At 68.5% G+C, this 25,460-nt stretch carries 25 protein-coding genes, 1 tRNA gene and 1 other RNA gene; 14 read left to right on the top strand and 13 right to left on the bottom strand.

Annotated features, from left to right (window positions below; genetic code table 11):
- Position 1: 1 nt before the first annotated feature.
- A complete protein-coding gene (gene ligD, locus H7K45_RS18100) occupies positions 2 to 1,045 on the top strand; it encodes a non-homologous end-joining DNA ligase (protein ID WP_263997275.1) in 1,044 nt (347 codons plus the stop codon).
- Positions 1,046 to 1,060: 15 nt separating this feature from the next.
- On the opposite strand, the gene H7K45_RS18095 is transcribed toward ligD, so the two are convergent.
- The 5 genes from H7K45_RS18095 to H7K45_RS18075 all read right to left on the bottom strand — a co-directional run bounded on the left by H7K45_RS18095 (position 1,061) and on the right by H7K45_RS18075 (position 4,301).
- On the bottom strand, positions 1,061 to 1,813 hold the full coding sequence (locus tag H7K45_RS18095; RefSeq protein WP_263997274.1) for a dienelactone hydrolase family protein: 753 nt from the start codon (positions 1,811 to 1,813) through the stop codon (positions 1,061 to 1,063).
- Positions 1,814 to 1,871: 58 nt separating this feature from the next.
- The gene (locus H7K45_RS18090) at positions 1,872 to 2,156 is read right to left on the bottom strand and encodes a DUF3761 domain-containing protein (protein ID WP_263997273.1); all 285 of its coding nucleotides are present in this window, start codon (positions 2,154 to 2,156) and stop codon (positions 1,872 to 1,874) included.
- Positions 2,157 to 2,176: 20 nt separating this feature from the next.
- Complete coding sequence (locus tag H7K45_RS18085) at positions 2,177 to 3,199, bottom strand: S1C family serine protease (protein ID WP_263997270.1); 1,023 nt, start codon at positions 3,197 to 3,199, stop codon at positions 2,177 to 2,179.
- A gap of 90 nt (positions 3,200 to 3,289) precedes the next feature.
- Positions 3,290 to 4,138 (bottom strand): lipid uptake coordinator LucA, encoded by an 849-nt coding sequence (lucA, locus tag H7K45_RS18080; protein WP_263997268.1) that lies wholly within the window; start codon positions 4,136 to 4,138, stop codon positions 3,290 to 3,292.
- A gap of 77 nt (positions 4,139 to 4,215) precedes the next feature.
- A tRNA-Ser gene (locus H7K45_RS18075) sits at positions 4,216 to 4,301 on the bottom strand.
- A gap of 115 nt (positions 4,302 to 4,416) precedes the next feature.
- On the opposite strand from H7K45_RS18075, the gene ffs reads away from it, so the two are divergent.
- From ffs to H7K45_RS18060, 3 genes are all read left to right on the top strand, one after another.
- An RNA gene (gene ffs / locus H7K45_RS18070) (signal recognition particle sRNA small type) lies at positions 4,417 to 4,511 on the top strand.
- A gap of 26 nt (positions 4,512 to 4,537) precedes the next feature.
- Positions 4,538 to 5,815: an aspartate aminotransferase type Ic gene (locus H7K45_RS18065; RefSeq protein WP_263997266.1), complete on the top strand. Its 1,278-nt coding sequence runs from the start codon at positions 4,538 to 4,540 to the stop codon at positions 5,813 to 5,815.
- A gap of 37 nt (positions 5,816 to 5,852) precedes the next feature.
- A complete protein-coding gene (locus tag H7K45_RS18060; RefSeq protein ID WP_263997264.1) occupies positions 5,853 to 7,745 on the top strand; it encodes a DNA polymerase III subunits gamma/tau in 1,893 nt (630 codons plus the stop codon).
- Between the two features lie 13 nt (positions 7,746 to 7,758).
- Here the strand turns inward: H7K45_RS18060 and H7K45_RS18055 are convergent, their stop codons facing one another.
- Both H7K45_RS18055 and H7K45_RS18050 read right to left on the bottom strand, forming a co-directional pair.
- A complete protein-coding gene (locus H7K45_RS18055) occupies positions 7,759 to 9,072 on the bottom strand; it encodes a class I SAM-dependent methyltransferase (RefSeq protein WP_263997263.1) in 1,314 nt (437 codons plus the stop codon).
- Positions 9,073 to 9,136: 64 nt separating this feature from the next.
- The gene (locus tag H7K45_RS18050) at positions 9,137 to 10,516 is read right to left on the bottom strand and encodes an FAD-binding oxidoreductase (protein WP_263997262.1); all 1,380 of its coding nucleotides are present in this window, start codon (positions 10,514 to 10,516) and stop codon (positions 9,137 to 9,139) included.
- Between the two features lie 89 nt (positions 10,517 to 10,605).
- On the opposite strand from H7K45_RS18050, the gene H7K45_RS18045 reads away from it, so the two are divergent.
- On the top strand, positions 10,606 to 11,049 hold the full coding sequence (locus H7K45_RS18045) for an SRPBCC family protein (RefSeq protein WP_263997261.1): 444 nt from the start codon (positions 10,606 to 10,608) through the stop codon (positions 11,047 to 11,049).
- Here H7K45_RS18045 and H7K45_RS18040 read toward each other — a convergent pair.
- A complete protein-coding gene (locus tag H7K45_RS18040) occupies positions 11,046 to 11,807 on the bottom strand; it encodes an Rv3717 family N-acetylmuramoyl-L-alanine amidase (protein ID WP_263997260.1) in 762 nt (253 codons plus the stop codon). The genes H7K45_RS18045 and H7K45_RS18040 overlap by 4 nt on opposite strands.
- A gap of 124 nt (positions 11,808 to 11,931) precedes the next feature.
- Here H7K45_RS18040 and H7K45_RS18035 point away from each other — a divergent pair, with 124 nt between their 5' ends.
- The 4 genes from H7K45_RS18035 (at position 11,932) to H7K45_RS18020 (ending at position 14,283) form a co-directional block, all read left to right on the top strand.
- Positions 11,932 to 12,264, top strand: a complete 333-nt coding sequence (locus H7K45_RS18035; protein ID WP_263997259.1) for a YbaB/EbfC family nucleoid-associated protein — start codon at positions 11,932 to 11,934, stop codon at positions 12,262 to 12,264.
- 11 nt (positions 12,265 to 12,275) lie between these two features.
- Entirely contained in the window at positions 12,276 to 12,887 is a 612-nt protein-coding gene (gene recR / locus H7K45_RS18030; RefSeq protein WP_263997258.1) for a recombination mediator RecR, read from the top strand.
- Positions 12,888 to 12,897: 10 nt separating this feature from the next.
- Positions 12,898 to 13,296, top strand: coding sequence for a hypothetical protein (locus H7K45_RS18025; protein WP_263997257.1), 399 nt, complete (start codon positions 12,898 to 12,900; stop codon positions 13,294 to 13,296).
- A 135-nt stretch (positions 13,297 to 13,431) separates the two neighbouring features.
- Positions 13,432 to 14,283 (top strand): DUF559 domain-containing protein, encoded by an 852-nt coding sequence (locus H7K45_RS18020; protein WP_263997256.1) that lies wholly within the window; start codon positions 13,432 to 13,434, stop codon positions 14,281 to 14,283.
- 92 nt (positions 14,284 to 14,375) lie between these two features.
- Here the strand turns inward: H7K45_RS18020 and H7K45_RS18015 are convergent, their stop codons facing one another.
- On the bottom strand, positions 14,376 to 15,092 hold the full coding sequence (locus tag H7K45_RS18015) for a type 1 glutamine amidotransferase (protein WP_263997255.1): 717 nt from the start codon (positions 15,090 to 15,092) through the stop codon (positions 14,376 to 14,378).
- Positions 15,085 to 16,311: a Mur ligase family protein gene (locus H7K45_RS18010; RefSeq protein WP_263997254.1), complete on the bottom strand. Its 1,227-nt coding sequence runs from the start codon at positions 16,309 to 16,311 to the stop codon at positions 15,085 to 15,087. Before H7K45_RS18010 ends, H7K45_RS18015 begins: the two co-directional genes overlap by 8 nt.
- A gap of 87 nt (positions 16,312 to 16,398) precedes the next feature.
- Here H7K45_RS18010 and H7K45_RS18005 point away from each other — a divergent pair, with 87 nt between their 5' ends.
- Positions 16,399 to 17,388 (top strand): DEDDh family exonuclease, encoded by a 990-nt coding sequence (locus tag H7K45_RS18005; RefSeq protein ID WP_263997252.1) that lies wholly within the window; start codon positions 16,399 to 16,401, stop codon positions 17,386 to 17,388.
- Between the two features lie 9 nt (positions 17,389 to 17,397).
- Here H7K45_RS18005 and leuA read toward each other — a convergent pair whose 3' ends face one another.
- Positions 17,398 to 19,233: a 2-isopropylmalate synthase gene (leuA, locus tag H7K45_RS18000; protein WP_372512575.1), complete on the bottom strand. Its 1,836-nt coding sequence runs from the start codon at positions 19,231 to 19,233 to the stop codon at positions 17,398 to 17,400.
- A 254-nt stretch (positions 19,234 to 19,487) separates the two neighbouring features.
- The gene (locus H7K45_RS17995; RefSeq protein WP_263997250.1) at positions 19,488 to 20,750 is read right to left on the bottom strand and encodes an ammonium transporter; all 1,263 of its coding nucleotides are present in this window, start codon (positions 20,748 to 20,750) and stop codon (positions 19,488 to 19,490) included.
- Positions 20,751 to 20,887: 137 nt separating this feature from the next.
- Between H7K45_RS17995 and H7K45_RS17990 the strand changes: the two genes are divergently transcribed.
- Complete coding sequence (locus H7K45_RS17990) at positions 20,888 to 21,355, top strand: hypothetical protein (RefSeq protein ID WP_263997248.1); 468 nt, start codon at positions 20,888 to 20,890, stop codon at positions 21,353 to 21,355.
- Here the strand turns inward: H7K45_RS17990 and H7K45_RS17985 are convergent.
- Positions 21,324 to 21,935: a nitroreductase family protein gene (locus H7K45_RS17985; RefSeq protein ID WP_263997247.1), complete on the bottom strand. Its 612-nt coding sequence runs from the start codon at positions 21,933 to 21,935 to the stop codon at positions 21,324 to 21,326. The genes H7K45_RS17990 and H7K45_RS17985 overlap by 32 nt on opposite strands.
- A gap of 105 nt (positions 21,936 to 22,040) precedes the next feature.
- Between H7K45_RS17985 and H7K45_RS17980 the strand changes: the two genes are divergently transcribed.
- The 3 genes from H7K45_RS17980 to H7K45_RS17970 are packed head-to-tail and all read left to right on the top strand — an operon-like array spanning position 22,041 to position 25,455.
- Positions 22,041 to 23,306 carry an aspartate kinase gene (locus tag H7K45_RS17980; RefSeq protein WP_263997246.1) on the top strand — a complete coding sequence of 422 codons (1,266 nt, stop codon included), beginning with the start codon at positions 22,041 to 22,043 and terminating at the stop codon, positions 23,304 to 23,306.
- A gap of 2 nt (positions 23,307 to 23,308) precedes the next feature.
- Positions 23,309 to 24,343, top strand: a complete 1,035-nt coding sequence (locus H7K45_RS17975) for an aspartate-semialdehyde dehydrogenase (RefSeq protein WP_263997245.1) — start codon at positions 23,309 to 23,311, stop codon at positions 24,341 to 24,343.
- Positions 24,343 to 25,455 carry a DUF4185 domain-containing protein gene (locus H7K45_RS17970; RefSeq protein ID WP_263997544.1) on the top strand — a complete coding sequence of 371 codons (1,113 nt, stop codon included), beginning with the start codon at positions 24,343 to 24,345 and terminating at the stop codon, positions 25,453 to 25,455. Before H7K45_RS17975 ends, H7K45_RS17970 begins: the two co-directional genes overlap by 1 nt.
- Positions 25,456 to 25,460: the final 5 nt, after the last annotated feature.

The following is a 25,460-nucleotide window of genomic DNA, read 5'->3' as shown; positions in this document are numbered from 1 at the left end:
AATGGCAAGTCCCGCAGAAGAAGTCGACGTCGACGGCGTGGCCGTCCGGTTGACCAGTCCGGACAAGGTGTACTTCCCCAAGCTCGGCGACGGTGGCACCAAGCGAGTGCTGTTCGACTACTACCGCGCCGTCGCGGCACCCATGCTCGCCGCGCTGCGGGACCGGCCCACCCACTTGCAGCGCTTTCCCGACGGGATCGACGGCGAGGAGATCTACCAAAAACGCGTCCCGGTAAAGCATCCCGACTACCTGCAGACCTGCCAGGTCACCTTCCCGTCGGGTCGCACGGCCGACGCACTGAAGGTCACCCATCCGTCGGCGATCGCGTGGGCCGCGCAGATGGGCACCGTCACCTTCCACCCCTGGCAGGTCCGGTGCCCCGACGTCGAGCATCCCGACGAATTGCGCGTCGACCTCGATCCGCAGCCTGGCACCGACTTCGAAGACGCCGCCCAGATCGCCGTCGAGGTGCTCAAGCCCGTACTCGACGAACTCGGCATCGTCGGATACCCGAAGACCTCCGGCGGCCGAGGCGTGCACGTCTTCATCCGGATCAAGCCGGACTGGGACTTCATCGCGGTGCGGCGGGCCGGTATCGCGTTGGCCCGCGAGGTCGAGCGGCGCGCACCAGATTGGGTGACGACGTCGTGGTGGAAGGAGGAACGCGGCACCCGGTTGTTCGTCGACTACAACCAGAACGCCCGGGACCGCACCTTCGCCTCGGCGTACTCGGCGCGCCGCACCCAGATCGCCACGGTGTCGACCCCGCTGTCGTGGACTGAGCTCGCGACTGCCGACCCCGACGACTACACCATCGCCACCGTGCCCAATCTCGTTGCCTCGCGCGATGATCCGTGGGCAGAGATCGATTCGGTGGCCCACTCCCTGGAACCCCTGCTGGAGATGGTGGCCGCCGACGAGGAACGCGGGCTCGCCGACCTGCCCTACCCGCCGAGCTACCCGAAGATGCCGGGCGAACCGCCGCGCGTGCAGCCGAGCAAGAAGGTCGCCGCGCACTGGGACGACGCGGGAAACCCCGTGTAGCAACGCGTTTCTGCGTCACGAACCCAGCGGCGGCATCTCGTCGAGGAAGTGGCGCAGCACGGAGTCCCAGGCTCGTCGGGCCGCGTCGGCGTGGTAACCCACGCCGGGGACCGTGGCCACCGGGCCCGCCGTTCCCTCGGCGGATGCCTCCACCGCCCAGAAGGCATGTTGGGCTCCACCGAACACGTCGACGCGCCAGTCCACCCCCGCCTCCTGCAACACGGTGCCGAAGGTGAGCAGCTGCGCCGGGGTGCACAGGGGATCCTCCGAGCCGGTGCACAGCAGGAAGGCTCCGGTCACACTCGCCCAGTGTTCCGCCAGCGCGGCTGGTGGAAGCGCGGGATGGATCAGCGCGATTGCCGCAAAGGCTGCTCCGCCGCAGGCGAGTTCGAGGACGATTCGACCGCCAGCGCCGAACCCGAGTGCTCCGAGTCGCCGGTGGTCGACGCCGGGCACGGCCAGCAGGATGTCGAGCGCGGTCCGGCCGATGGCGAGCATCCGTCCCGGATCGCCCAGCAGCGGCATCGTCCGATCCAGCATGGCCTCGGGTTCCCCGAAGTACGTGCGGCCACCGTGGAAGTCCATGGCGAAGGTGACGTACCCATGGTCGGCGAGGATGTCGGCGCGACGACGCTGATAGGCGTCGAGCCCCACGCCGTCGTGGCCGATCAGCACCGCCGGCCACGGGCCGTCGCCGTCGGGTCGCGCCAGGTGACCGACCATCGTCAGCTCGTCGACGGTGTAGGTGACGTCTTGCCCAACGCTCATGGGCTCACCCTAGGAACCCGGTTCGGCCTTATCCGAGTGTTTTCGCGGTGGGCTCAACTCAGCCCAGTAGCCACCGTGCGACGCCGCCGTTCTCCGAGCACGTCGACCGGTAATTCGGCTGCTGGGTGAAGTCCAACGCACCGTCTACGCACTGAGCCACGGTCACGCCAGGCGGCGGCGGGACGGGGTCGGGCGGCTTGTCCCAGCCGCACCGGTTGATGACGGGGGGATCAGTGACCGGGCAGCCCGGCTCCGGTTGTGAGGGTTCGGCGGTGGCGGTCCACGGACTCGCCAGCGACACCGCCGTCACCAGAGCGCAGGCTGCGAGCAGTCGAAGAGTCATCGTCGTCGATCCTAGGTAGCTCAGGACGTGAGCGTCGCCTTGCCGGTGATCTGCTGACCGGCGCGGTCGACCCAGGCCAGGTCGACGACGTCGCCGGGGTAGTGCCGGTCCAAGACGTTGGTCAGGGCCGTGGCGGAGTCGAGCCGTTCGCCGTCGATGCTGAGCAACACGTCGCCGTCGTGCAGACCAGCTCGTTCCGCCGGGCCACCGCGGAGCACCTCGAAGAGGACCACACCGGGCAGGTTCGCCGGCTGGTTGCGGGAGTTCACCCCGACCCCGAGCAGCGTGGGCGGTCCGATGTGCACCGAGCCCGACGGCGTCCCCGAACGAATCTGGTTCGCCGTCGCGAGAGCGTCGTTGATGGGGATGGCGAAGCCGGAGCCGCCTGGGTCCATGCGGAAGTTGACCGTTGCGGCAGTCGTGACGCCGACGACCTGGCCGGCCGCGTTGACCACGGGCCCGCCCGAATCTCCGGCGCGTACCGGTGCGGCGAACTCGATCAAGCCGGTGGCCTGATTCGAACTTCCCGTCAGCTCGTCCTTCGCGTTGATGGTCCGACCGAAGCCGACCACCTCGCCCGCCTCCTGCGTCAGGGGACTGCCCGAACCTCGGGCGTTGCCGAGCGCGACCACGGGATCACCCGGTGCGAGCTGAGACGAGTCGCCGAGCACCGCCACGGGCAGGCCGCCCGCACCGCGAATCTGCAGGACCGCGATGTCGCGGTTGCGGTCGTAGCCCACCAAATCGGCGGGATAGGACTGGCCCGAAACCGTCGCCACGATGCTGTCGGCGCCCTGGACGACGTGATAGTTCGTCAGCAACGTGCCACTGGGGTCGAGCACGATTCCGGTGCCCGCCCCGATGGCGTGCTGGTAGTTGATGGTGGTGTCGATGCGAGCCACGGCGGGCTCTACCTGGGCGGCAACGCCCGACAGGTCGGCGGGAACGGCGGACGCCGGTGCGGGTGCCACGATGGCCGACGTGACGGCGGCCGTGGCCACTACTGCGACGACATGGCGCCACCTCGTATGGGACCTGCGCATGGGGGCACCTTCCGCCGTGTGTAGCTGGTCTTCTACCCACGATTCTGACGTTGACAACGTGGGCTGTCGACGCAACGTGGCCCGACGGCGTCAGTCGTCGAGGGCTACTCCGCGGCGCGCACGCCCGAACAGCCGCGAATTGGACTTGCCGCTCGGGCGTCGATTGCGCAACTTGCTACCGGTCTCATCGCCGGTCGGTTCCTCGGCGTTACCGGAGGGGGCCGACTCGGGTTCGGAGGTGTCCTCGACGGTCGGGACCGGTTCGTCGGCCTCTGCCGCGATGTTCTCGTCTGCGACGGGCTCCGACGCGTCGTCGGTCTCGGCGGTCACCGCGGGTGCCGTCGCCGGTTCCTCGGTGGGTTCGGGGGCCGCGGGCGTGACCTCGTCGGCGGCGGCATCGGCCGGCTCGAGCGGGTCCTCGTCGGTCGCTCCGGTCACGACCTGGTCGTCGTCTGCGGCGTCGCGGCCGCGGCGCCGGGTCTGGCCCTTCGGGCGCAGAGGTTTCGGCGGCGGAGGGGGCAACTCCGCGGCGTAGGCGAGGTAGAAGCTCAGCGCGCCGAGGACGGCGATCGCCGCAGCCGCCCCGTAGACGGCGAACAGCGCCGTACCGGCGGAGTCCAGGCTGACCCAGATCTCGCTGAGTGCGGCACCGACGATGAGAGCGCCCGCGAGGACGTGCAGGACGATCGCCGCCACCCGCAGGTTGAGGGCCAGCGCAGGGGTCCCGAACTCGGGCCTCTTGGTCTTGAGGTACGTCAGCAGCACGGGCAGCGTAGCGAGTCCGAGCAACGCGCCGCAGACCAGGCGCATCGCCAGACCGAGACCCGTCGGCCACGCGCCGATCAGCTCGAACCAGCGGGGAAGGACGAAGAAGAAGTAGAGAGCTCCGGCGATGACGAAGAACGATGCGTGCCACAGGACCGCGATCCAGCGCCGCATACTCCTCCTCGAGTCGGTCGGGCTCTTCGAATCCGGGTACGACCAGGCTCGAAGGCCTGGCCGTACCGGGACCAGCGCGGAGGATAGGGGATTTGAACCCCTGAGGGCTGTTAACCCAACCCGCGTTCCAGGCGAGCGCCATAGGCCACTAGGCGAATCCTCCGCGGGCCATGGTAGCCGACCGGGATGCCCGTTCTTCACGAGCGGCGGACCTTGTCCACCGATACGTCCCCCCGTCGCTCCGCTCCCACCCGCCGGAGGCGAGGTACTACACTCGTCTCGGACCCCGCGCGGCGTCCATCCTGTGAACTCCCCCAGGGCCGGAAGGCAGCAAGGGTCAATGGGCTCTGGCGGGTGCGCGGGGTCCCCTTTCATTCACGGCCCAGCGGAAGGCCTGCCTTGTCGTTTCTGTCCCTCGGTCGCGACGAATTGGATGCGCAGCACGACCTGCAGCGACGCAACTACGCCGAGCTACAGGCGAAGAAGCTCAGCCTCGACCTCACCCGAGGCAAGCCGTCGCCCGAGCAGCTCGACCTCGCCAACGCCCTGCTGACACTGCCGGGGGCCGACTTCCGGGACGCGGACGGCACCGACACCCGCAACTACGGCGGCCTGCACGGGCTGCCCGAACTGCGGTCGATCTTCGGCGAACTTCTGGGCATCCCGGTGCAGAACCTCGTCGCGGGCAACAACGCGAGCCTCGAGATGATGCACGACCTGGTGGTCTTCTCCCTGTTGCACGGCGGTGTCGACTCGCCGCGGCCGTGGGCTGCAGAACCCGTCGTCAAGTTCCTGTGCCCCTCACCCGGTTACGACCGGCACTTCGCCATCACCGAGGCCTTCGGCATCGAGATGATCACCGTTCCGATGCTCGAGGACGGACCCGACGTCGACCTCATCGAGGAACTAGTCGCAGGCGATCCCGCCATCAAGGGCATGTGGTGCGTCCCGGTGTTCTCCAACCCCACCGGCGCCACCTACTCATGGGAGAACGTTCGGCGGCTGGTTCAAATGCGAACGGCCGCAAGCGATTTCCGGCTCTTCTGGGACAACGCCTACGTCGTGCACACCCTCACTCACGACTTCGTCAAGCAGGTCGACGTCCTCGGGCTGGCCGCCAAGGCGGGCAACCCGAACCGGCCCTTCGTCTTCGCCTCCACCTCGAAGATCACCTTCGCCGGCGCGGGCGTCGCATTCTTCGGCGGTTCGCTGGGCAACATTGCCTGGTATCTGCAGCACGCGGGCAAGAAGTCGATCGGGCCCGACAAGGTCAACCAGCTGCGCCATCTGCGCTTCTTCGGCGACGCCGACGGGGTGCGACTGCAGATGCAGAAGCACCAGCAGCTGCTGGCGCCCAAGTTCGAGCTCGTCGCCCAGATCCTCGAAGACCGCCTCGGCGAGTCCAAGATCGCGTCGTGGACCGACCCCAAGGGCGGCTACTTCGTCAGTCTCGACGTGTGGCCGGGGACGGCCCGGCGGACCATCGCGCTGGCCAAGGATGCGGGCATCGCGGTGACCGAGGCGGGAGCGGCCTTCCCCTACCGAAAAGACCCCGAGGACAAGAACGTTCGCATCGCGCCGTCCTTCCCGTCGCTACCCGATCTCAACGCGGCGGTCGACGGTTTGGCCACGTGTGCGCTGCTGGCCGCGACCGAGTCCCTGCTCGCTGGTGACTAGGGCGCCGCTCGTCGGAGCGAGTGAGTAGCCTGCTTCCGTGGCTCTCTACCGCAAGTACCGTCCAGCGTCCTTCGCCGAGGTGGTCGGGCAAGAGCACGTCACCGAGCCGCTGTCGGTGGCACTGACCTCCGGACGCATCAACCACGCCTACTTGTTCTCCGGGCCGCGCGGCTGCGGCAAGACCTCGTCGGCCCGCATCATGGCCAGGTCGCTGAACTGTGAGCAGGGGCCCACCCCCACCCCGTGCGGCGTCTGCGATTCCTGCGTCGCGTTGGCTCCCAACGGACCCGGCAGCGTCGACGTCGTCGAACTCGACGCGGCGAGCCACGGTGGCGTCGACGACACGCGTGAGCTCCGAGACCGCGCCTTCTACGCCCCCGCCCAGTCGCGCTACCGCATCTTCATCATCGACGAGGCGCACATGGTCACCACGGCGGGCTTCAACGCCCTGCTCAAGATCGTGGAGGAGCCGCCCGACCACCTCATCTTCGTGTTCGCCACCACCGAGCCCGAGAAGGTGCTGCCCACGATCCGGTCGCGCACCCATCACTACCCGTTCCGTCTCTTGGCCCCCAAGACGATGCGTGGACTGCTGGAACGCATCTGCCGCCAGGAGAACGTCGCCGTCGACGACGCGGTCTACCCGCTGGTGATCCGCGCGGGCGGAGGCTCTCCGCGCGACACCCTGTCGGTGCTCGACCAGCTGCTGGCGGGTTCCGACGGCCAGCAGGTGGCCTACTCGCGGGCACTGGCGCTGCTGGGCGCCACCGACCTGGCACTCATCGACGCCTCGGTCGACGCGCTCGCCGCCGGTGACGCCGCGGCGCTGTTCGGCGCCGTCGAGGCGCTCGTCGATGCCGGTCACGATCCCCGCCGGTTCGCCACCGACCTGCTGGAGAGATTCCGGGACCTGATCGTGCTGCAAGCGGTGCCCGACGCCGCCGCGCGTGGTGTCGTCGACGCCCCGGACGACGTCGTCGAGCGCATGCGGGAACAGGCCGCGACGCTCGGGACGGCCACCCTGACCCGCTACGCCGAGGTGGTGCACGCGGGGCTGGGCGAGATGCGGGGGGCCACCGCGCCGCGATTGCTGCTCGAGGTCGTCTGCGCCCGACTGCTGCTGCCGTCGGCCAGTGACACCGAAGCTGCTCTGCTGCAACGCATCGAGCGGCTCGAGACCCGGATGAACGTGTCGATCCCGGCGGGTGAGGCGGCCCAGGCCGCGGCCGCCGTCGAGGCGGCACCGGTCAAGCAGTTCGTGCGCCGGAGCAACGCCGTCCCCGAGGCGACGCCACCCGCACCGGCCGACGAGCGGCCCGCGCCGCCACCTCCGGTCACGGCACCTCCCGTCACGGCGCCTCCCGCGCCGGTCACCCCGCCGCCGGCACCCGTGACGCCGCCTGCGCCGGTGACCTCGCCTCCCGTCACGCAGCCGCCCGCCGCCGCGCCCCCGCCAGCCCCGGTTCAGCCTCCGGTCACGCCGGGGCAGCCGGATGCCGCCGCGGTGCGCAGCATGTGGTCGACGGTTCGGGACAAGGTGCGCGAACGCCGCCGCCCCACCGACGTGATGCTCGACGGTGCCGTCGTGCTGGCCGTCGAGGGCGACGTCCTGGTGTTGAGTCACGTGTCGGCCCCACTTGCGGCGCGGCTGAACGAGGCGCGCAACGTCGAGATCATCAGGGACGCGCTGAAGGACGCCCTCGGCGTCAACTGGACCATCCGGTGTGAGGCCGGCTCGCCGACTGCGCCCGCCCCGGCAGCTCGACCGCGTCCGGTGGTAGAGGCCCCGCCGCCGGTCGAGGAGGAGGACGAGGAGAGCATGCTCGCCCAGGCCGTCCACGAAGAGGCCGCGCCGCGTCGCGATCCGGAAGAGGTGGCGCTGGAGCTACTTCAGAGCGAGCTGGGCGCCAGGCGCATCGACGGGGCCTGACTCTTCCGGTCCGCTAGGCGCTCCACCACGTGCGCAAGGGCAATCCGCCGTCGCCACCCTTGTTGTCCAGCTTGACGGCCAGAACCTGGTGCAGCTGAACGACGTTCGTCTCGAAGCCCATCCGCGAGCCGGCCATGTAGAGGCCCCACACCTTGGCCGTCGGGAGGCCAACCTCGGCGACCGCTTCGTCCCAGTGCTCGACGAGGTTGGCGCACCAGTCGCGCAGCGTCGACGCGTAGTGATGCCGCAGGTTCTCCTCGTGCAGCACCTCCAGGCCGACGTCCTGCGCCTCGGTGATGATCCGACCGGACCCGGTGAGTTCGCCGTCTGGGAAGACGTACCGGTCGATGAAGCCGCCGGCGCCCGCCCCAGACCGGTTGTCGGGACGGGTGATGCAGTGGTTGAGGAGGAGCGCGCCGGTGCGCATCTTGGACTTGAGGAACTGAAAGTACGACGGGTAGTTGTGCACGCCGATGTGCTCGGTCAGCCCGATCGACGACACGGCGTCGAACCCGGACTCGCGCACGTCGCGGTAGTCGCCATGGCGCACCTCGGCGAGGTCGGCGAGACCTTCGTCGGCGATCGCCTTTTGCGCCCACGCCGCCTGCTCCTTGGACAACGTGACGCCGACGGCCTTGACGCCGTGGCGCGCGGCGTAGCGCACCATGCTTCCCCAGCCGCACCCCACGTCGAGCAACCGGTCGCCGGGCTGCAGGCGCAGCTTCTCGAAGACCAGCCGGTACTTGTTGTCCTGGGCCTGTTCGAGGGTCGCCTCGGCATCGGGGTAGACCGCGCAGGTGTAGGTCATCGACGGCCCAAGCACCCACTCGTAGAACGCGTTCGACACGTCGTAGTGATGGTGGATTGCCTCGGCGTCGCGAGTCTTGCTGTGCCGCAACCCCTCCGCGATGCGGCGCCAGCGCGGCAGCGCCTCCTGTGGCGGCGGCGGGATCGGCCGCAGATGCTCGAAACCGATGGACCGGACGATGTTGGCCAGCAGCCGGGCCGACGGCCGCTTGAAGTCCATCTTGTCGCCAAGGGCGCGCAGCAGATCGTAGGGATCGCCGGGGTGCACGCCGGTGGGCACCACGTCGCCGGAGACGTACGCGCGGGCCAGCCCCAGTTCACCCGGTGCAGTGGCGAGGTAGGTGGTACCGCGGGGGGTGCGCAGGTCGAGGCCGACACGGGCGTCGGCGGGACCGGCCGAGCTGCCGTCGTAGGCGGTGAACTTCATCGCGAGATCGTCACCGGCGGTGAGTGCCTCGAGGATCTCGGCGAGGGTCAGCCTGCCTGCCGCCGATGCGGCGTCCTCTCGATAGGTCGTCATCAATGCTCTCCGCTCTTCGTGCCAGCGCTCGTGCTCATCGGTTGCATGCTCTTCGCGCAAGCGCTCATCGTCCCCGAACCGCCTTGGCATAGAGGTCGAGTAGACGTGAGTCTGGATCGTAGGTCTTCTTGACCGTGTCGTAGACCTGCCCGCCGTAGAGCTCGTCGAACTCCTCGGGGGTGTAATAGGCATCGGAGTACAGCGACTTGTGGCCGTCCAACTCGCTGACCTTCTTCTCGATGAGCCGGTTCGTCTGTCCCTCCGCCGATCCGGCGGGGACCGACGACCAAAAGCCGATGTTGACGTAAGTGCGCTGGGCCGCAATGGGATACAGCGGCCAGCCCACGTCGTCACGCAGCCTCAGGGGGCACAGCCAGATGGGTTCGATGGGCACCTCGTCGAGGAACCACTCGACGAATTCAGCGGCGCGCTCGACGGGTACCTCGACGTCTTGGACCACGCGCTCCAACGGCGGTCGGCCGTGGCGCTTTTCGATGCGGTCGGCGATGTCGAAGCGACGGTCGTAGGCGATCAGCTTCCAGTAGAAGCTGCTGCGGCGCAGCGCGCGCGGCCAGAAGCGCCGGACGGTCGGGTTCTGCGCACCGAAGGCTCGCGAGCACCAGAACCAGTCGGTGTCCCACCGCCACAGGTAGTCGTGAATCGTCAAGCGGTCGTGCTTCTCGCCAGCCGGGTGCTGAATGGAGCGGTAGTAGATCTGGCTGCCGGTGTAGTCGCTAACCGGCCCTGGCGTGGCCGTCCGCACACCGACGCACAGGTAGGACTCCTCGGCGCTGAACACCACTCCGTCGAGGTAGTCGACCGGTGTGCCGTCCCAGCCGCGGGTCTCGATGATGCGATCCATGGTGGCGATCAGGTCGGACACCGAGTGAAAACGCAGATGGCGCAGGGCGACGAACGGCTTGACCGGTTCCAGCTCGATCTTCAGTCGCACTGAATAGCCAAGCGTGCCATAGGAGTTGGGAAAGGCGTAGAAGAGATCGGAATGTGAGTCGCGGCTGGCCGTCACCACCTCGCCCGCACCGGTCAGGATGTCCATCTCCAGTACCGACTCGTGCGGAAGGCCGTTGCGGAAGGACGCCGACTCGATGCCGAGCCCCGTCACCGCGCCGCCAAGGGTGATGGTCTTCAACTGCGGTACCACCAGCGGCGACAAGCCGTGGGGGAGGGTCGCGGCGACCAGATCCTCGTACGTGCACATCCCCGCCACGTCGGCGGTGCGCGCGTCGGGGTCGACGGAGATCACGTTGGTCAGACCGGAGACGTCCAGACCCTTGGCCGTGGCCTTCTCGCGGGCACGGAAGAGATTGGAGGTGGGTTTGGCCAGACGCACCGTGGCACTGGGCTCGATCGCGCGGTAGCTCGCCAGCAGTCTCTCCACGCCTGCCGCGTGGGCCGACTGCGCTTCGGTCGCGGCAACAGTCACACACGTACGCTAGACCCCGGTCGCACCCGATGCGACTGGACCGGCCCGGGGCAAGCCCCGTTCACCCTCAGATCTAGGAGTCTTCACCGATGGGACAGGTCAGCGCCTCCAGCACTGTCTTGATCAACGCCGAGCCCGACGTCGTGTTCGCGGCGGTCGCCGACTATCAGACGGTTCGTCCGAAGATCCTCTCCTCGCACTACCGCGACTACCAGGTCCTGCAAGGCGGCCAGGGTGCGGGCACCGTCGCGACGTGGAAGCTGCAAGCCACCGAGTCGCGGGTGCGCGACGTCAAGGCCACGGTCGACGTGGCTGGTCACGCGGTCATCGAGAAGGACGCCAACTCCTCGCTGGTGACCAACTACACAGTCGCCCCGGCCGGGCCGGGCGCCTCGGTGACCGTGAAGACGTCGTGGCAGGGCGCCGGCGGCGTCAAGGGCTTCTTCGAGAAGACCTTCGCGCCGCTGGGCCTGCGCAAGATTCAGGCCGAGGTGCTGGACAACCTCAAGAAGCAGGTCGAGTCGGGCAGCTAGGCCACGGCCCGCGCCGGGCGCGTCCCCAAGAAGCTGACGATGCCGCGCACCACGGCGTCGGCGTACTTCTGCCGCCCGTCGGGGCTCTCGATCAGCGCGCAGTCGGCGGGGTTCTTCATGTTGCCCATCTCCACGAGGATCGACGGGTACTGAGCCAAGTTCAGACCGGTGAGATCGGATCGCCCATAGAGTCCGCCCTGGCCGATGTAGTTGGCGGGCATCAGCCCGGACGCCTGAAGCTGCGCGTTCATCACCTGTGCGAACTGGACCGACGGGCCCGCCTGCACCTGGTTGAGCGGCGGCGACGAGTAGTTGACGTGGTACCCCCGCCCCGTGGGTGGTCCTCCGTCGGCGTGGATCGACACGATGGCGTCCGGCTTGAGGGCATTGGCCATGGCGGCCCGCTCGTCGACGCAGGGTGCGACGCTGGAGTCGTCGCCGCGGGACATCGCGGTCCGCACGCCGAGCTGCGTCAACAGCGCCCGGATGCGCAGCACCGTCTCCCAGTTGAAGGTGTGCTCGGGGTAGCCGTCGTCGGTCGTCGTCCCGCTGGTCTGGCAGTCCTTCGTGCCGCCGCGGCCCGTCGGGACCTGCTTGGTCAGCGACGCGTCGTTGGCACCGTTGTGACCGGGGTCGAGGAAGACGATCATCCCCGCGACGCTGGACGGAGCGGCCGCCGCGGAGGGAGAGGTCAGCGACGCAACGAGGAGGCCGACGACGAGGGCTGCGCCGACACGCAGGCAGACAGGTACGTGCACGTCGGCCAAGGTAGTTCGCGGGACGACTAGTCTTGGGGGACGAATCGCCACCCGAGGACGATGGCAATCAAGTCGAGACCCAACTGCTACCCACTCGATTCCCGACACGAAGGGGTCCCACCGAATGCAACCCGGCCAACCGCCTGACATGTCGGCGCTGCTCGCGCAGGCCCAGCAGATGCAGCAGCAGTTGATGCAGGCTCAGGAGGCCCTCGCCGTCGCCGAGGTGCACGGTCAGGCCGGTGGCGGTCTGGTGCAGGTGACGATGAAGGGCAGCGGTGAGGTGACCGGCGTGGCGATCGACCCGAAGGTCGTCGACCCCGAGGACGTCGAGACGCTGCAGGACCTGGTCGTCGGGGCCATCAGGGATGCTGCCCAGCAGGTGTCGATGATGGCGCAGAGCAAGCTCGGACCGCTCGCCGGTGGACTCGGCGGTCTAGAACTGCCTGGTTTCTGACTTGTATCCCCATGTTTGAGGGCCCGGTCCAGGACCTGATCGACGAGCTGGGCAAGCTGCCCGGCATCGGGCCCAAGAGTGCGCAGCGCATCGCCTTTCACCTGCTGTCGGTCGAGCCCCCCGACATCGACCGGTTGACCGCCGTGCTGGCGAAAGTGCGTGACGGCGTGCAGTTCTGCTCGGTGTGCGGGAACGTCTCCGACGCCGAGCGCTGCCGCATCTGCGCGGATTCGCGGCGGGACGCCTCGCTGGTGTGCGTGGTCGAAGAACCCAAGGACGTCGCGGCCGTCGAACGCACCCGCGAGTTTCGTGGGCGCTACCACGTGCTGGGCGGTGCGCTCGATCCGCTGTCGGGCATTGGCCCGGAGCAATTGCGAATTCGAGAGCTGCTCAACAGGATTGGCGAGCGAGTCGACGGCGTGGACGTCGCCGAGGTGATCATCGCGACCGACCCCAACACCGAGGGCGAGGCCACGGCGACCTACCTGGTGCGCATGCTGCGCGACATCCCCGGGCTCACGGTCACCCGCATCGCCTCCGGGCTGCCGATGGGTGGCGACCTAGAATTCGCCGATGAGCTCACCCTGGGACGCGCTCTGACCGGCCGCCGGGCGATGGCTTAAGTTGACGAGCATGCCTGAGGATGAGTTCAAGGTCGAGGTCGAGCTCGGCGACGAGGCCCACCACCTGTCGTTCTGGGATCGGCTGCGGTCCCTCGACGTGGACGACGTGGCCCGCCAACGGCTGGGCAGCCGGGTGACGGTGACGCGCGACGGCAACCGCATTCAGCTGTACACGCACAGCTTGCAGGACGCCAGGGAGGCCGAACGCACCACCCGCGAACTCGTCCGGGCCGACGACATCACCGCCGAGTACACGGTGACGCGCTGGGACGCCGACACGCAGGAGTGGGTTGACCCGGGTGACGGGCATGCGGTGTCCGACGACGCGCCGGACGTGCCCGTGCCCGACCCGAGCTACGTGATCCTCGAGGCGTACAAGCCGGAGTTCCTGCGCGACTTGGGGTTGTAGGGGTTGTAGGGCTTGTTGGGGCTTCCCGCGGTCGCCTGCCCCGGCGAGACATCATCGTCGGCGACGACACGCCGGTGCAGGCCGCCATGGTTGATGCCTCGCGAAGGTGTCGGTGGGCGCTGCCAAGGTTCGCCAATGACGGCGATCTTCTCGGGAAGTCGGGCGATGGTCAGCGGACAACTGACCCGCCACCAGCTCAGGACCCGATTCGAAGCAGTTCACCCCGACGTCTACGTTGCGGAGTTCGCGGAGCTGACGCTCGCGGATCGGGCGCGGGCCGCGCAGCTGTGGTCGAAGGGCCGCGGCGTGGTGGCGGGCGTGGCGGCATCGGCGCTGCACGGCGCACGCTGGGTCGACGACGACACCCCCGTCGAGCTGATCTGGCGTAACCAGCACGCGCCCCGCGGGGTGATCACCCGAAACGAACGCATCCGTGACGACGAGGTGACGACGGTCGACGGTGTCACCCTCACGACGACGGCTCGCACCGCGTTGGATCTCGGCACGCATCTCGACCGCGACGACGCGGTGACCCGCCTCGACGCCCTCGCCCACGCGACCGGGATTTCGGCGGCCGATGTCGAGCCGCTCCTGGTTCGCCACCGTGGCGCCCGCGGGGTGCGGCGGGCACGCGACGCGATCGCCCTGATGGACGCCGGCGGCACGTCGCCGAAGGAGACCTGGTTGCGGCTCTTGGTGTTGGACGCCGGACTTCCGATTCCACGACCGCAGTTGATGGTCCACAACGGCGACCATTACCCGCTTGCCTACCTCGATCTTGGTTGGGAGAGATATCGGGTGGCCGCGGAGTACGACGGCGACCAGCACCGTAAGGACCGCAAGCAGTATCTGAAGGACATCAGCCGCCTGCGGATGCTCGAACGACTGGGCTGGACGGTGGTCAGAGTGGTCGCCGAAGACCACCCGCTCGACGTCCTCGGACGCATTCGGACGGCGCTAACCGATCGCGGCTACCGCGAGGCATAAGCCGTGGCGGCGACACGCCGGGCCCGGGCGCCGACGTTTATGTCTCGCGCAGAAGGGGTCTTGTCGGGCGAGCTCTCTCGGGTGTGGCGGCCCTAGGCGCGGCGGGGGGCGGCGAGGCGTTCGCGGCGCAGCTGCTCGACCTCGGCGAGGTGAATCGGCGCCAAGTCGCCCACCACCTTCGACAGCAGGTGATCGGCCAGTTGCGGGTTGCGCGCCAGGCACGGCCCATGCAGATAGGTCGCAACGATGCTGCCCTGCGTGACGCCGTCGAACCCGTCGCCGTCCCGATTGCCCGCCCCGCTGATCACCTTGGCCAGCGGTGTGGCATCGCGGCCCAACACCGTTCCGCCGCGGTGGTTCTCGAAGCCCGTCAAGCGTTGGTCCAGTCCGGCCACCAGTGGTTGTGACACCACTTCGCCGATGGTCCTGGCGGGCTGCGGGGACGTGGTCACGTCGAGCACGCCGACACCGTCGACCCGCTCACCGGAGGAGGTCTCGTACCAGTGCCCGAGGACCTGGATCGCCGCGCAGATCGCCAGGACCGGCGCGCCGCGTTCGACCGCCCGCTGCAGCCCGGGGTACTGGATCAGGTGCTTGGTGGCCAGGCGCTGCGCGTAGTCCTCCGCCCCGCCGAGGGTATAGAGGTCGAGGGATTCCGGCACCGGGTCTGCGAGCGTGATCTCGACGACTTCGGCGTCGAACCCCCTGTGCCGCAATCTTTCTCGCAGCACGACGGCATTGCCACCGTCGCCGTAGGTGCCCATCACGTCGGGCAGCACCAGCCCGATCCGAACGGTGGATTCACTCACGAGGCAACCGCCGGTTGAGTTGAAGGAACGCGGTGTAGTTGGCGACCACCTCGACATGCCCGGGTGGGCACGACGCGATGGCCGCCACGGTGTCGTGAACCAGCGTGTGCTCGACGCCCGCGTACCCGAGGCGAACGGCGAGATCGGTGCCGCGCTCACCGGCCGCCACGACCGTGGTCTGATCGAAGTGCTCGAACCGCACGTCCCACAGCCACGACAGGTCCTCGCCGTCGGGGACCTGGCCGTTGACCGCGATGACCACACCGGCCCCGCGGTCGTCGACCATCGACAGCGCTTCCTGCCAGCCCGCCGGGTTCTTCGCGAGCAACACGCGCACCGTGTGTTCGCCCAGCCGAACGGTGCGGTAGCGACCGGCGACCTCGTCGACCGACGACACCGCCGCGACGGCCTTGGCGGGATCGGCGCCGAGGGCGACGGCGGCCGCGATTGCCTGCGTGGCGTTGCCTCGGTTGACCGCGCCGGGCAGCGCCAGCGTCATCGGCAACACCAGGCCGTCCGGCCCGTAGACGTTCTCGTCGTCGTACCACCACTGCGGTGTGGGTCGCGCGAAGTCGCACCCCGTGGAGTACCAGTGCGATTCCTCACGCACGATGACCTCGCCGCTGCGGGGGCAACTCACCGAATCGTTGGCCCACGTTCCGCCCGCGGCCACCCACACCACGTTGGGGCTGTCGTAGGCCGCCGAGGACATCAGCACGTCGTCGCAATTGGCCACGACGACGGCGTCGGGGTGCCGCGCCAGGCCGCCCCGCAGCGTCCGCTCGATGTGGTTGATCTCACCGACGCGGTCGAGCTGGTCGCGCGACAAATTGAGCAGGACCACCACCGCGGCGGGCACCGCGTCCATCACGTGCGGCACGTGCATCTCGTCGACCTCGAGCGCGGCGAGCGTCGCGGTGCGGTCGGCGGCCAGGGCCGCGATCAGTCCGGCGTCCATGTTGGCGCCTTCGGCGTTGGTGGCGACGGGGCCCATCGTGGCGAGGGCGGCGGCGGTCATCCTGGTGGTGGTGGACTTGCCGTTCGTGCCGGTCACGACGACGGCGCTGCGGCCAGCGCCGAGCTGGCCGAGGATCGACTTGTCCAGGGCCATCGACACCAGGCCGCCGATCATGGCCCCGGCGCCACGCCCCGTCACCCGCGACGCCCAGCGGGCGGCCGACCCGGCACCGAGCGCGATACGACCCCGAGTGGTGACCATCCCCGGCAGTCTAAGAGGGCCAAAGTCGGCTGGCGACACGCGGCGTCTCGAGGTGTCCTTGTCGGGGTCGCGTGCCATCCTCGAAACGTGAGCCACCAGTTCGGCCGACCGGCCTGCGAGCCCGGAGCGGGCTGGGCCGTGGTCGACGTCGAGACGACGGGTTTTCATCCGCGTCAGGCGCGCGTCGTCAGCGTGGCCGCGCTGGCGGTCGGGGACGACGGGAACGTCGAGGGCAGTTTCGCGAGCCTGCTCAACCCGGGGGTGGATCCGGGGCCCACGCACGTCCACGGGCTGACCACCGAGATGCTGCAGGGCCAGCCGACCTTCGCCGAGGTCGTCGGCCGGCTCAACGACGTGCTCGAGGGTCGCACGCTCGTGGCGCACAACGTCGGGTTCGACTACTCGTTCCTGGCCAACGAGGCCGAACTCGCCGGCGCCGTGCTGCCGGTCGACACCGTGATGTGCACCGTCGAACTTGCCCGCAGGCTGAAGCTCGGCGTCGACAACCTGCGGCTGGAGACCCTGGCCGCGCACTGGGGCGTCACCCAGATGCGCCCTCACGACGCGCTCGACGACGCCACCGTGCTCGCCCAGATCCTCAAGCCCTCGCTCGCGGGTGCCCGCGACCGCAACGCGTGGCTGCCGATCCGGCCGGTGGCGCGCCGCACCTGGCCGAACGGCCAGACCACCCACGACGAGCTGCTGCCGCTGCGCACCCTGGCCGCGCGTCTGCCTGGCGACTTCCAGAACCCCGGCCGGTTCGTGGCGGGCCGGCCGCTGGTGCAGGGCATGCGGGTGGCGCTGTCGGCCGAGGTAACGCACACCTATGAGGAACTCATCGAGCGCATGCTGCATGTCGGGCTGTCCTACGCCGACATCGTCGACCAGCAGACGTCGCTGGTGGTCTGCGACGACGCCGATCCCGACCAGGGCCGCGGCTATCAGGCCCGGGAGATGGGCGTCCCGCTGGTCGACGACGCCACGTTCAGCGCGCTGCTGGAACGCGTCGTCGGGGGCACCGCCGTCGAGCAGTTCACCGACACCACGTTGCGTGGCGACCAGTTCGCGCTGTTCTGAGTCGACCGCTCAGTCCCGCGAGGCCCGGTTCACCGCCGAGACGACCGCACGCAACGAGGCCGTCGTGATCGACGTGGCAATACCGACCCCCCACACCGTCTTGCCGCCGACTGACGCCTCCACGTACGCCGCAGCCTGGGCTTCCTCTCCGGCCGACAGTGCGTGCTCGGAGTAGTCGAGCACGCTGACGTCGAACCCGACGGCGCAGATCGCGTCGACGAACGCGGCCAGCGGTCCGTTGCCTGCGCCGACGATCTCGCGCTCCTCGCCGTGCACCTTCACCGTCGCGGTGATGGTGTCGGTGCCGCCGTCTTCCTCGGCCGCGTCGACCTTCTGCCGGATGCGCTCCAGCGGCCTGATCGGCGCCAGGTACTCCTCGGCGAAGACGTCCCACATCTCCTTGGGTGACACTTCGCCGCCCTCGCCGTCGGTGATCTTCTGGATCGCCTGGCTGAACTCGATCTGCAGTCGGCGCGGCAGGGCCAGACCGTGGTCGGCCTTCATGATGTAGGCGACGCCGCCCTTGCCGGACTGTGAGTTGACGCGGATGACGGCCTCGTAGGTACGTCCGACGTCCTTGGGGTCGATGGGCAGATACGGCACCTGCCAGAGGATCTCGGAAACATCTGAGTCGACGTCGTCCGCTTGTTTCTTCATCGCGTCCAGGCCCTTGTTGATGGCGTCCTGGTGGCTGCCCGAGAAAGCCGTGTAGACCAGGTCGCCGCCGTAGGGATGCCGCTCGTGCACCGGCAGCTGGTTGCAGTACTCGACGGTGCGGCGGATCTCGTCGATGTTGGAGAAGTCGATCTGCGGGTCGACGCCGCGGCTGAACATGTTCAGCCCGAGGGTTACCAGGCAGACGTTGCCGGTGCGTTCACCGTTGCCGAACAGGCAGCCCTCGATGCGGTCGGCGCCGGCCTGGTAGCCCAATTCGGCTGCGGCGACGGCGGTTCCGCGATCGTTGTGCGGGTGCAGGGACAGGATGATCGAGTCCCGGCGAGCCAGGTTGCGGCTCATCCACTCGATCGAGTCGGCGTAGACGTTCGGGGTCGCCATCTCGACGGTGGCGGGCAGGTTGACGATCAGCGGAGCGTCGGGGGTGGCACCGACGATCTCGGAGACCGCGTCGCAGACGTCCTTGGCGTACTCCAGTTCCGTGCCCGTGTACGACTCGGGGGAGTACTCGAAACGCCATTGTGTACCAGGGTGTTTCGCCGCCTCGGCGACGCACATCTTGGCGCCGTCGGTGGCGATCTTCTTGACGGCCTCGCGGTCGGCGCGGAACACCACGCGGCGCTGCAGGATCGACGTCGAGTTGTAGAAGTGCACGATTGCCCTGGGGGCGCCCGCGCAGGCCTCGAACGTCCGCTCGATCAGTTCGGCCCGGCACTGCGTCAGCACCTGAATGGTGACGTCGTCGGGAATGGCACCGTCGGTGATGATTTCGCGGACGAAGTCGTAGTCGGTCTGGCTGGCCGACGGGAAGCCGACCTCGATCTCCTTGTAGCCCATGCGGACCAGCAGGTCGAACATGCGCCGCTTGCGTTCCGGGCTCATCGGGTCGATCAGGGCCTGGTTGCCGTCACGCAGGTCGACGGCGCACCACATGGGCGCGACGTCGACGACCTTGTCGGGCCACGTGCGGTCGAAGGGAACGCCCACTGTGCCCGGTCCCGGGCTCCCGCCCGGGACCTCATCGGCGAACGGCCGGTACCGGTTCACCGGCATGGACGTGCGGCGCTGGGTGTTCCACGCGGGCTGGCCGGGATTTCGGTCGCCGGCGGGGGTGGTGATCGTGCGCGCAGAGGTGTAGGCGTCGATCGAATGGGGGTTGGGGTTGTTCACGGTTCTCGCTCCGGTTGGTGTCTGGAAAGGATTCAGACCGGCGCATCGAGACGACCCGCGACGGGAAGCCAGTCTGGATCAGACCCCGCCGCGGCGTCCGAGAAGGAGCGACCGCTGCACGTGGGACACCCTACTCCGCGGGTGCCCATCTCCAAAACAGTGGCGTGAACCTGGGAGGCCGGCTCGGCAGCTCGACCAGGTCGAAGTGGGTCCCGACCGGCGCGGGGCGAATCGCGCCGGTCGGGACCGGTCTTCTAGAGGGTTTGCAGCTCGTAGGCCGCGTCGCGGTGCAGCTTCGCGTCGATGCCACTCTCTTCGTCCTCGGGCGAGATGCGGATGCCCATCGTCTTCTTGATCGCGTACGCGATGACGAAGGCGACCACGAAGGAGTAGGCCATGACGGCACCCGCGGCGATGCACTGCTTCCAGAGCTGGCTCAGACCGCCGCCGTAGAAGAGGCCGTTGGTGGCGTTGGGCATGCTGTCGCTGGCGAACAGGCCGATCAGCACGGTGCCGATGACGCCGCCGACGAGGTGCACGCCGACCACGTCGAGCGAGTCGTCGTAGCCGAATCGCTCCTTGAGGCCGACGGCGTACACGCAGACGGCGCCGGCGATCGCACCAACCGCGATGGCGCCGACGGGAGTGACCGCACCGCAGGCGGGGGTGATGGCGACCAGGCCGGTGATGGCGCCGGACGCCGCGCCGACGCCGGTGACGTGCCCGTCCTTGATCTTCTCCACGGCCAGCCACGCCAGGGTGGCGGCGCACGTCGCGACGAACGTGGTGACCATGACGATGGCGGCCGAGTTGCCGGCGGCCAGTGCCGAACCGCCGTTGAACGCATACCAGCCGGCCCACAGCAGGCCCGCGCCGAGCAGCGTCAACGGGACGTTGTGCGGCTTGCGTAGCTGACCGAACATGGCGGACTTGCCGAGCACGATCGCCACCGCGAGCGCGGCGGCGCCGGCGTTGATGTGCACGGCCGTACCGCCGGCGAAGTCGATTGCCTTGAGGCTGTTGGCGATCCAGCCGCCGACGGAGTCCTTGGTGACCACGCCGTCGAAGGCGAACACCCAGTGCGCGACGGGGAAGTACACCAGCACCGCCCAGAACACGGCGAACACCATCCATGCGCCGAACTTCATCCGGTCGGCGACCGCACCGGAGATCAGGGCGACGGTGATGGCGGCGAACAGCGCCTGAAAGAGCGCGAACAAGCTCACCTGCAAACCGGAGATGGTGGTCTGCGACTCCAGTAGGTCCTTCATCCCGGCGAATTCGGTGAAGCTGCCGACGAAGCCGCCGTAGCTGGTGCCGAAGACCATGGAGAACCCGAACAGCACCCAGAGGACACCGACGACGGCCACGGCACCGAAGGTCATCATCATCATGTTTGTCGAGCTCTTCACCGAGACCATGCCGCCGTAGAACAGCGCCAGTCCGGGAATCATCAGCGTCAGGCCGATGATGCAACACAGCATGAATGCCGTGGTGCCGGTGTCAACTACGTCCATCGGTACCGTCTCCATCAGTGCTGGGGCCTCCTCGAGGCCGATCACTGGCAGTGAACGATGTTTCTGTTACGTGGACTTACCTGTGAGGTTTCGCGCACGTTAAACGTCCTCGGCGAAACCTGTGCCAGCATCGAGACGTGAAACGCGTGAGGCCGTTGACCACGGTCGTGGTGCTGGTGGCAATCCTCATCGGTACCGGCGTCTGGTGGGTCTTCTTCCGCGGACCGTCCTCCTCGGACTGCGCGCCGGTGCGAGAGCTGCTGTCGTTCAACAAGACTCAGATCGAGCGCCTCAACGCCAAGACCCACGAGCCTGAGCCGGGGTCCTACGGTTCGGAGACCCTACCCAGCGAGCTGGACTACCGGGATTGGACCGACGGGCTGGCCGACCGCGCGTCGAAGGTGTCCAACCCCGACCTGGCGGCGCCGGCGCGCGACATGGCGCAGACCGCGGATCGACTGGTGCGGGCCCGCCTGGACTACGACGCGCAGGCGGCCCGGACGGCGCCGGGGGCGGCCGCACCCGCCTCGGCAATGGTGGTCAAGGCCTTCAACGACCAATTCGAAGGTCAGGTCAGGGGACTGCTGCAGACGTGCCCGCTGTGAACGCGGTGCCCCACCGGCCGGCGAACGCCACCTCCTCCAGCGGCATCCGCCTTCGGGGTGCGGAGTCTCGCTCGACGATCGCCGGATCGGCCGTCGAGTAGTCGCCGAGGGTTCCCACAGCCAGCACCGCAACCGGTCTGACCTCGTCGGGGACGTCGAAGGCGGCGCGTGCCGCGTCGGCGTCGAACCCGGCCATCGGATGGACGACGAGCCCCCGTGCGACGGCCTCCACGCTGGCGTTGGCGATCGCGGCTCCCGCGTCGACGCCGGCGTACAGCGCGGTGTTCTCGTCGGGACCCTCGTCGGCGCACACCAGCAGGAGCGCGCTGGCGGCAGTCGCGTAGGAGTTGCCGCGCTTCAGCGTCCCCACCAGCGCCTCGAACGTCTCGTCCCCACGCACGCCCACCACGAAGCGGACGGGTTGGCGGCCTCCCCAGGTCGCGGCCCAGCGCGCAGCCTCCAGGATCGCCGTCAGCTGTTCCCCGTCCAGCGTCGCCTCGGGGTCGAACGCCCGGGGACTCCAGCGCGCGGCGATCGGCTGGTGGATCGGGACGCGGGTGTCGGCCAGTCTGTCGGTCACGCGTCCGACGGTACCGCCGGGCGGCAGGAGTTGGTCCAACGGGAAAACCGGGTGCGCAGACCCCTTATCATTCATGGGACTCACGCGTGAACGGAAAGGCGAACAGTGGCGCTCGTCGTACAGAAGTACGGCGGATCCTCGGTGTCGGACGCCGACCGGATTCGTCGCGTGGCCGAGCGCATCGTCGAGACCAAGAAGGCGGGCAACGACGTGGTCGTCGTCGTCTCGGCCATGGGCGACACCACTGATGACCTGCTCGACCTGGCCCGGCAGGTCAACCCGGCGCCACCCCCGCGCGAGATGGACATGCTGCTGACCTCCGGTGAGCGCATCTCCAACGCGCTGGTGGCGATGGCGATCTCCTCACTTGGCGCCGAGGCACGATCCTTCACCGGTTCGCAGGCCGGCGTCATCACCACCGGCACGCACGGCAACGCCAAGATCATCGACGTCACGCCCGGGCGGCTGCGCAGTGCGCTCGACGAGGGCCTCATCGTCCTGGTCGCCGGCTTCCAGGGCGTCAGCCAGGACAGCAAGGACGTGACCACGCTCGGCCGGGGCGGGTCCGACACCACCGCGGTCGCGCTGGCCGCCGCCCTGAACGCCGACGTCTGCGAGATCTACACCGACGTGGACGGCATCTTCACCGCCGACCCGCGCATCGTGCCCAACGCGCGGCACCTCGCGAGCGTCAGCTTCGAGGAAATGCTCGAGATGGCCGCCTGCGGGGCGAAGGTGCTCATGCTGCGGTGCGTGGAATACGCCCGACGCTATGACGTTCCGATACACGTCAGGTCGTCGTACTCAGACAAGGCGGGCACGCTCGTCAAAGGATCGATGGAGGACATCCCGATGGAAGACGCCATCCTCACCGGAGTCGCCCACGACCGCGGCGAGGCCAAGGTGACGGTCGTCGGCCTGCCCGACGTACCCGGCTACGCCGCCAAGGTGTTCCGCGCCGTCGCCGACGCCGACGTCAACATCGACATGGTCTTGCAGAACATCAGCAAGATCGAAGACGGCAAGACCGACATCACCTTCACCTGCGCCAGGGACAACGGTCCGGCGGCGGTGGAGAAGTTGACCTCGCTGCAGGGCGAGATCGGTTTCACCTCCGTGCTGTACGACGACCACATCGGCAAGGTGTCCCTCATCGGTGCCGGCATGCGCAGCCATCCGGGCGTCACCGCGACCTTCTGCGAAGCACTCGCCGCCGTCGGGGTGAACATCGACCTCATCTCGACGTCGGAGATTCGAATCTCGGTGCTGGTCAAGGACACCGAGCTCGACAAGGCCGTGATGGCGTTGCACGAGGCGTTCAACCTCGGTGGCGACGAAGAGGCCGTGGTGTACGCGGGAAGTGGGATTTAGAGATGGTGTCCATCGGTGTGGTAGGCGCGACCGGACAGGTCGGCCAGGTGATGCGAAAGCTGCTGGAGGAGCGCGACTTTCCAGCGAGCTCGGTACGGTTCTTCGCGTCGTCGCGCTCGCAGGGCAAGAAGCTGACCTTCCGAGGTCAGGAGATCGAGGTCGAGGACGCCGAGACCGCCGATCCGACGGGACTCGACATCGCGTTGTTCTCCGCCGGCGCCACCATGTCTCGCGTTCAGGCGCCCAGGTTCGCCGCGGCCGGCGCCGTCGTCGTCGACAACTCCTCGGCGTGGCGCAAGGATCCCGAGGTTCCGCTGGTGGTGAGCGAAGTGAACTTCGACCGCGACGCCAACGATCGTCCCAAGGGCATCATCGCCAACCCGAACTGCACCACCATGGCCGCGATGCCGGTGCTCAAGGTGCTGCACGACGAGGCCGGGCTGGTGCGGATGATCACCTCGACCTATCAGGCCGTCTCCGGTAGTGGACTGGCCGGCGTGGAGGAACTCTTCGGACAGGCGAGCGCCGTGGTCGACGACAGCGAGCAGCTGGTCCACGACGGATCGGCGCTGACGTTCCCCGCTCCGAACAAGTACGTCGCACCCATCGCCTTCAACGTGGTGCCGCTGGCCGGCTCCCTCGTCGACGACGGGTCGGGGGAGACCGACGAGGATCAGAAGCTTCGGTTCGAGAGCCGCAAGATCCTTGGCATCCCGGACCTGTTGGTCAGTGGCACGTGCGTGCGCGTGCCGGTCTACACCGGGCACTCGCTGTCGATCAACGCCGAGTTCGCACGGCCGCTGTCACCGGATCGAGCCAGGGAACTGCTGGCGTCCGCGCCGGGCGTGAAGCTGGTCGACGTGCCGACGCCCCTGGCCGCCGCGGGCGCCGACGACTCCTTGGTCGGGCGTATCCGTCAAGATCCGGGTGCCCCCGACGGGCGTGGCCTTGCGCTGTTCGTCTCCGGAGACAACCTCCGAAAGGGTGCCGCGCTCAACACCATTCAGATCGCCGAGCTCCTCGCCGCCTCGCTGTGATCCGGGCGGTGGCCGCGGCGCTGCTATGCGCCGCGCTGCTGCCGCCCCCGCTGGCCGCTGCCGACCCGCCTGCGCCCGCGCCGCGGCCGGTGCTGCCGCCGCTGGCACCCGGTCAGGTCGTGCGCATTGGTGCGGTGGCCGGAACCGGCACGCCGACAAGGGATTACGGGATAGGCGCCACGGATCTCTGCGAGTTCATGGAGTTTCCCAGCGGAGTGCTGCAGGTGTGCGGGGACAGTTTCGCCGGACAGGGCGTGGCGTTCGGGCGGCACTTCTCGCCAATCGCCCTGCACGTCGACCTCGACTCGGTCGACGATCCGACCGGCGTGCGCTACTACGGCGTCACCGGCACTGACACGCCCCTGCTCGCCGACCCCACCCCGCCGGGGTCCTCACAGCTCCCGGCGGGGGTCGTCACGGTCAACCGGGAGAACTACCTGCTGGTGACCACCACGACGAACCTGGTGCCGTCGTCCTCGCGACTTGTCAAAGCCACGCCCTACCAAGGGAATTGGGCCACGGTGCCGGGCTCCGCGCGCCCGGCGACCTACGCTGGCGGCAGGCAGTCGCAAATCAGTGGTTACTACGACCCGATTCCGACGCCGGACTCACCGAGCGGGTGGGTGTACGTCGTCGCCAACGACTTCGACCGCAGCGAGCCCGTCGAGCTCTACCGGGCGACGCCGCAGTCCTTCCCCAACCGGTCCAGCTGGCAGGCGTGGTCCGGTGCGGGGACGTGGGGCAAGACACCCGCGCCGTTGTGGGGCGACCGCGTAGGGGAGATGAGCATCCGCCAGGTCGACGGCAAGGCGGTGCTGTCCTACTTCAACGCCAGCACCGGCAACATGGAGGTACGCGTGGCCAACGATCCGACCGGGCTCGGCAGTGCGCCGGTCACGACGGTCGTCCTCGCCGGCGAGTGGCCCGAGGAAGCCGACGACTTGCCTCCGCCCGAGGACAACCGCTTGGCCCAACCCTATGGCGGCTACCTTTCGCCAGGGTCGACGCTCGACGAGCTGCGCGTGTTCGTCAGCCAATGGAACACGTTGCCGCAGGCCGACAACGCCCCGTATCGCGTGATCCAATACGCGGTGAACCCGCTGAAGTCCTAGGCGGA

Source organism: Mycobacterium yunnanensis (assembly GCF_025823185.1).
Classification (GTDB): Bacteria; Actinomycetota; Actinomycetes; order Mycobacteriales; family Mycobacteriaceae; genus Mycobacterium; species Mycobacterium yunnanensis.
This window is presented reverse-complemented; position numbering and strand designations above follow the sequence as displayed.

Coding starts and splice junctions, on each gene's coding strand:
- H7K45_RS18085 (WP_263997270.1), bottom strand. CDS start 3,199: ATGCGCAGGTCCCATACGAGGTGGCGCCATGTCGTCGCAGTAGTGGCC.
- H7K45_RS18095 (WP_263997274.1), bottom strand. CDS start 1,813: ATGAGCGTTGGGCAAGACGTCACCTACACCGTCGACGAGCTGACGATG.
- H7K45_RS18090 (WP_263997273.1), bottom strand. CDS start 2,156: ATGACTCTTCGACTGCTCGCAGCCTGCGCTCTGGTGACGGCGGTGTCG.
- H7K45_RS17975 (WP_263997245.1), top strand. CDS start 23,309: ATGGTGTCCATCGGTGTGGTAGGCGCGACCGGACAGGTCGGCCAGGTG.
- H7K45_RS18045 (WP_263997261.1), top strand. CDS start 10,606: ATGGGACAGGTCAGCGCCTCCAGCACTGTCTTGATCAACGCCGAGCCC.
- H7K45_RS18055 (WP_263997263.1), bottom strand. CDS start 9,072: ATGACGACCTATCGAGAGGACGCCGCATCGGCGGCAGGCAGGCTGACC.
- H7K45_RS18035 (WP_263997259.1), top strand. CDS start 11,932: ATGCAACCCGGCCAACCGCCTGACATGTCGGCGCTGCTCGCGCAGGCC.
- H7K45_RS18025 (WP_263997257.1), top strand. CDS start 12,898: ATGCCTGAGGATGAGTTCAAGGTCGAGGTCGAGCTCGGCGACGAGGCC.
- H7K45_RS18020 (WP_263997256.1), top strand. CDS start 13,432: ATGACGGCGATCTTCTCGGGAAGTCGGGCGATGGTCAGCGGACAACTG.
- H7K45_RS17995 (WP_263997250.1), bottom strand. CDS start 20,750: ATGGACGTAGTTGACACCGGCACCACGGCATTCATGCTGTGTTGCATC.
- lucA (WP_263997268.1), bottom strand. CDS start 4,138: ATGCGGCGCTGGATCGCGGTCCTGTGGCACGCATCGTTCTTCGTCATC.
- recR (WP_263997258.1), top strand. CDS start 12,276: ATGTTTGAGGGCCCGGTCCAGGACCTGATCGACGAGCTGGGCAAGCTG.
- ligD (WP_263997275.1), top strand. CDS start 2: ATGGCAAGTCCCGCAGAAGAAGTCGACGTCGACGGCGTGGCCGTCCGG.
- H7K45_RS18010 (WP_263997254.1), bottom strand. CDS start 16,311: ATGGTCACCACTCGGGGTCGTATCGCGCTCGGTGCCGGGTCGGCCGCC.